The 4,175-nt window shown below is 70.1% G+C and carries 3 protein-coding genes; all 3 read right to left on the bottom strand.

From position 1 onward, the window contains the following. Positions 1 to 136: 136 nt before the first annotated feature. Entirely contained in the window at positions 137 to 901 is a 765-nt protein-coding gene (locus tag VHR41_20140) for a hypothetical protein (protein ID HEX3236513.1), read from the bottom strand. 28 nt (positions 902 to 929) lie between these two features. After that, positions 930 to 2,420 (bottom strand): diguanylate cyclase, encoded by a 1,491-nt coding sequence (locus tag VHR41_20135; protein HEX3236512.1) that lies wholly within the window; start codon positions 2,418 to 2,420, stop codon positions 930 to 932. A 335-nt stretch (positions 2,421 to 2,755) separates the two neighbouring features. Beyond that, a partial coding sequence (locus tag VHR41_20130) for a sigma-54 dependent transcriptional regulator (protein ID HEX3236511.1) occupies positions 2,756 to 4,175 on the bottom strand: 1,420 nt, incomplete at its 5' end.

Here is a 4,175-nt window from a genome sequence, read left to right as displayed (position 1 = left end):
CAACGAAGACCGGGGTCCCCTTACCTTGCGTCCTTTCGTGAGTGGGTTGGCATGCCCGCTACCGCACCCTCGTTCCTATCTAAGAATCGGCAGCGATGCACCCCCCACGAAGGACGCACACCGCATAGTTCCACCCCTAGTTCGGCCGCCGCGCCTCGGTCCACCGGTTGGTGGCGTCCAGCACCGCGAACACGGCCGCCCGCTCCGCGCTCTCCTTGATCTCCGACGTTCCCGTCATCAGAATGGTCTCCCGCCCACCCAGCCCCTGCACCGCCACGAAGGCGAACTGCCGGTCGAACGCCTCCACGATTTTGGCCCCCTCCAACGCGATCGACGACTCGGTCAGGAGCCGGTCCAGCACCCCCACCGACGCCTTGGCCGCCGCCTCCACCCGGCTGCGCGGGGTGTCCGAGGTCTCCTCCTCCGCCGTCTCGGTCTGCCCCCGGTAGGACAACGTCACCGACACCAGGATCCGGTGCTGCCGTCGCCCCGGCGCCACCGACAGGTTCTCGAACAGCAGCGTCCGCTGCAGCACCCGCTCCCGCACCGTCTCCCGCTCCAGTGCCTCGATCGGCTTCACGTCCGCCGTCTGCGCGATGCTGATCTTCCGGTGGTCCACCTTGAGGCCGAGCTGCGCCAGCAGCGCCGACTCGATGTTCCGCACCAGCTGCTTGGGCGAGAGCCCCGCCTGGGCCAGCACGTGGACCTCGCTCACGTCGCCCAGCGGCGTGGTCACCAGCCGGGCGGAGAGGATCCCCTCCAGGCTGGTGAGCAGGTTCTCCGCCCGGCGCACGCCCCAGGGATCGGGAATGCTCTCGGACGACCCCGAGGGACGGGCGGCTTGCGCGATCTGGCCGCTCGGAGGAGCGGCCGCGGGCTTGAGCGGACTGAATCCGGTCACGATGCGTACCCTTCAGGAGAGCGATGGTTCATGCAACGGCGTTCCGACCCGCGGCCTTGGCCCGGTAGAGCGCCCGGTCGGCCGACACCAGCAGGTCGCCGTCGGTCGGCCCCCGCGGGTCGAACTCGGCCAGGCCGATGCTCACGGTGATGAGGCCGGCCGGATACCCCAGCCGCCGCCCCACCCCTTCGATACCGGCCCTGAGCGCCTCCGCCACCCGCGCCGCGCCCTGCAGGTCGGTCCGGGTCAGGATGACCACGAACTCGTCGCCCCCGTAACGTGACGCCACGTCCGAGGCGCGCACCGCGTTCCTGATCTCCCCCGCCACCGCCTTGAGGATCTCGTTCCCCGCCTCGTGGCCATACTGGTCGTTCACATCCTTGAACCGGTCGAGATCCAGGAAGAGCACCGCGAACCCCTCGGAGCTCCGCTTGCCCCGCTCGACCTCGAACGCCAGCCGGTCCCGCAGCACCCGATAGGTCGAGAGCCCGGTCATGGTGTCCACCGCCGCCGCCCGCTGGGCGTCGTCCGCCCGGCGCTCCTGGAACGGCATGCACTGGCGCATCGACGCCCGGCCCAGCACCACCGCCGAGGCGAACCGCTCGCAGGTGGGGAGCCCGCAGGCGCCGCAGTCCCACGGCCGGCCGTTGGGCCCCAGCCCGATCTGGAGCAGGACCGCCGCCACCGCCTCGTGGTCCGGCGCCACCCGCCGGGGCTTGAAGGCGAAGGTGGCTCCCACGCTCGCCACCACGGTGCGGTCGACCACCGGCTGCCGGCTCCGCGGCGCCTCCACGCTGGCCAGCAGCTCCCGCCGCCACCAGAGCTCCTCCCGCGGACCCGACAGCGGGTGGTCCAGCGGCCCCTCGGTGGAGAGGATGTCCACGAAGCCCAGGTCCAGCCGGTCCACCGAGACGGCCCGGGCCAGCGCCTTGAGCGCGTCCAGGCCGCGGATCTTCCGGAACCTGCGGCTCGAGTACCTGGACTCCTCCAGCAGCGCCAGCGGCAGCCCGCCCGCGGCGCTCAGGTGCCGCCGGCGCTCCTCGGGCAGCCGCTCGAAGAAGGTCGGCTGGCTGAGGATGTCGACCCCCCGGATCCGGAAGAGCTGCTCCAGGTCGCCGAAGGTGATGCCCGCATCGAGGTCAGGACTGGTGGCCGGAGGACAGATCCCCGCATGGGCGATCTTGAGGCCGGGTCCGTACTGCGCTCGCAGGTATCGGGCCTCCGCCACCGCCGGAACCGCCACCGGGGCGAGATACGGCACCAGCTCGGGGTACTGCCCCCGGACCGTCTCCACCACCACCGGGTCGGTGGAGCGGATCATGGTGCCCCAGGGCTCCTCTTCCCAGAGCTTAAGGTATTCCGCCGCAACCAGTTCGTCGCCGATCACGCCCCGGGTGACCGCCCGGAAGCCGACCGCATAGCAGGCGTTGATGAGCTGTTCCGGCGTGGCCGGATAGAAGTGGGCGACCGATTCCGGGCTCAGGATCAGGAAGCCATCGCCGGCCGAGGCGATGGCCAAAGCCCGTCCAATCTCGCCATTTACCTTGACGGCGCCGTGCGGGCAGGCGGGGACGCATTGCCCGCAGCGGATGCAGGCCTCGTCGACCACCTGCAACAGCAGGGGCTCGTCTCCCACCACAGCGATAGCGTCGGTAGGGCACACCCGAACGCACGCCAAGCAGGCGACACAGAGTTCCGCGTCGATGACGAAATTCAGATGACCCGGCCGGTCAGGGTTGGGGGTACCCTTGCAATTTGACGGTGGGGGTGACAACTGTCAAGAGGAGGATAGCTGCAAAGTAATGATACAGCAGAACTTAGCCGCAGCACGAAAGCTGCAGCGGCTTGGCTAAATCATTCCAGATGATAGGCTTTGATTTTTCGGTACAGAGTCCGCTCTCCGATTCCCAGCACCTCCGATGCCCGGCGCCGGTTCCCCCGGTGCTCTCTGAGTGCCGCCTCGATGGCGGCTTTCTCCACCTCCGCCATGGTCATTCCCGACCGGTAGACCACCGGTTGGTCGCCGTCGTGGTCCCCCTCCGGCATCAGATCCGCCACCGTGGCGTGGTTTCCCACCTCGATCACCTGGACCCGCTGGGGGTTGCTGTCCAGCCGGCGGCGCAGCTCCTCTACCTGGAGCTTCAGGTCCACCAGGCTCCGGAGAATGAAGCCCAGCTCCTGGCCCTGCAGGTCCCGGCCGAGCTGGGGCTGCTGCAGCCGGACGGGCAGCAGGGTGCCGGGGCCGTCCAGGACGTCCGCCGGGATGTCCGAGGCCCGGATCTCGGAGCCGGGCGCCAGCACCACCATGGACTCGATCAGGTTCCGGAGCTGGCGCACGTTCCCCGGCCAGGGGGCGTTGATCAGCCGCTCCATCGCCTCGGGAGCGATCCCGCGGAAGGTGCGGTCGTGCGCCTTGGCCAGCTCCCGGATGAAGCGGCGGACCAGGAGCGGGATGTCCTCCCGGCGCTCCCGAAGCGGCGCGAGATAGATGTTGAGGACGTTGAGCCGGTAGTAGAGGTCGTCCCGGAACTCGCCCAGGGACACCGCGTCCCGCAGCGACCGGTTGGTGGCCGCGAGCACCCGGACGTCGACCTTGATCGGCTGGACCCCGCCCACCCGGAAGAAGGCCCGGCTCTCCAGCACCCGGAGCAGCTTGACCTGGACGCTGGCGGGGATCTCGCCGATCTCGTCCAGGAAGATGGTCCCGGTGTCGGCCAGCTCGAAGCGGCCCAGCCGCCGCTCCGCCGCCCCGGTGAAGGCGCCCTTCTCGTGCCCGAACAGCTCCGACTCCAGCAGCGACTCCGGCAGCGCCGCGCAGTTGACCGCGATGAACGGCCTGCCCCGCCGGGGCGAGAGATCGTGGACGGCCTTGGCCACCAGCTCCTTCCCGGTGCCGCTCTCGCCCTGGATCAGCACCGTGCTCGAGACCGGCGCCATCTGCTCGATCTTGACCATGACTTCCTGGATGGCGGCGCTCTCGCCGATGATGCCGGTGCGCTCCTGCAGCCGGCGGCGCTCGATCAGCCGGCGCCCGGTGGCCACCGCGTCGTCCGGCGGCACCGGCTTCATCATGGTCTCGGTGACGCCGAGCCGCTCGACCCGTTCGGCCCGCTCGGAGTCGGTGGGCTCGAGCAGGGCCAGGGTGGAGATCTCGGCGTCGCGCGCCAGGGCGGCGAGCTGGAGGGCGTGCGGCTCGTGCACGGCGCCAGTGAGGACCACCAGGTCCGGGTTCTCCCGGCGGACCGACCCGCGGGCGTCGTCCAGGGAGGAGAAC

It is taken from the genome of Gemmatimonadales bacterium (assembly GCA_036265815.1).
Classification (GTDB): Bacteria; Gemmatimonadota; Gemmatimonadetes; order Gemmatimonadales; family GWC2-71-9; genus CAVVWJ01.
Note: the sequence above shows the minus strand (reverse complement) of the source record. Positions and strands in the feature narration are given on the sequence as shown.